Source organism: Neisseria sp. HMSC061H08 (assembly GCF_001836795.1).
Classification (GTDB): Bacteria; Pseudomonadota; Gammaproteobacteria; order Burkholderiales; family Neisseriaceae; genus Neisseria; species Neisseria subflava_A.
The window spans coordinates 1-903 of the sequence record NZ_KV830571.1 but is presented as its reverse complement, the minus strand read 5'-3'; the positions used below and the strand labels follow the sequence as shown (position 1 = coordinate 903).

Here is a 903-nt window from a genome sequence, read left to right as displayed (position 1 = left end):
GTCAGCTTTATCGGCTTTAGTTTCGATTGCTGTTTTGTTGGCATCAATGTCTTGGCGGTTAGCTTCCAAAGCCTCGGTCGCTTTCAGACCTGCTTGTGCCAAGTCAACGATGTCTTTATCGTGACGAGTGATGGCTGCACTAGTTGCATCGCTCAGGGCGGTTACTTCGTCACCGATATCGTTAACTTTTTTGCCCATGTCGGCAGTGTATTTTGCCAATTCTTCGAAATCAGCTTTGTCGGCTTTTTTGTCAATTGCTGCTTTATTAGCATTTACATCTGCGCTGATGGCGTTAACAACTTCTGCAGTTTTTACCAATGCTTCGCTGTTGTCGTTGACGGTTTCAGTCAAGTCACCCAATGCCTCATCGTGTGCAGCTACAACTTCTTTCAAACCCAATCCGCCAAAGCCGTCAGCTTCAACATCTGCTTGTGTAGCTTCACGGACGGTTTTGCTGCCATCTTCATTAGTAGCGACGAAGTTGCTGCCGGCAGCAAAGCCATTAACTGCCTGCTCCAGCTCCATAGTTTTCAACAACAGGGCTGAGCTATCAGCCGCGCCCGCTGCGCTGCTTATCACAGCTGCCGCAATAGCCATACTCAATGCTTTAACGTTGAATTTTTTCATGTTTTTTACCTTTTTGTGGTGGGTGTAAGGACGTTATTCAAGCTTCTCTTTCCCCGTAAACTGAAAAAGGGACACCGCATGGTCTTAACGGTGATAGTCACTTGAAGAAAGTTGCACCCTCCATTGTAAAAAAATGAAATTTAAATGCAAGTATTCTGTATAGATTTTTCACATATCATGAAAATATGTTGTACATATACATCATTCGGATAAGATGCAAGGAGCACAAAAAATAACGCAAATAGAGACCTTTGCAAAATTCCCCAAAATCCCCTA

At 44.0% G+C, this 903-nt stretch carries 1 pseudogene; it reads right to left on the bottom strand.

Annotation, left to right across the window (positions count from 1 at the left end):
• Positions 1-627, bottom strand: a pseudogene (locus HMPREF2675_RS11555) (hypothetical protein); the annotation flags it as partial.
• Positions 628-903 lie beyond the last annotated feature (276 nt).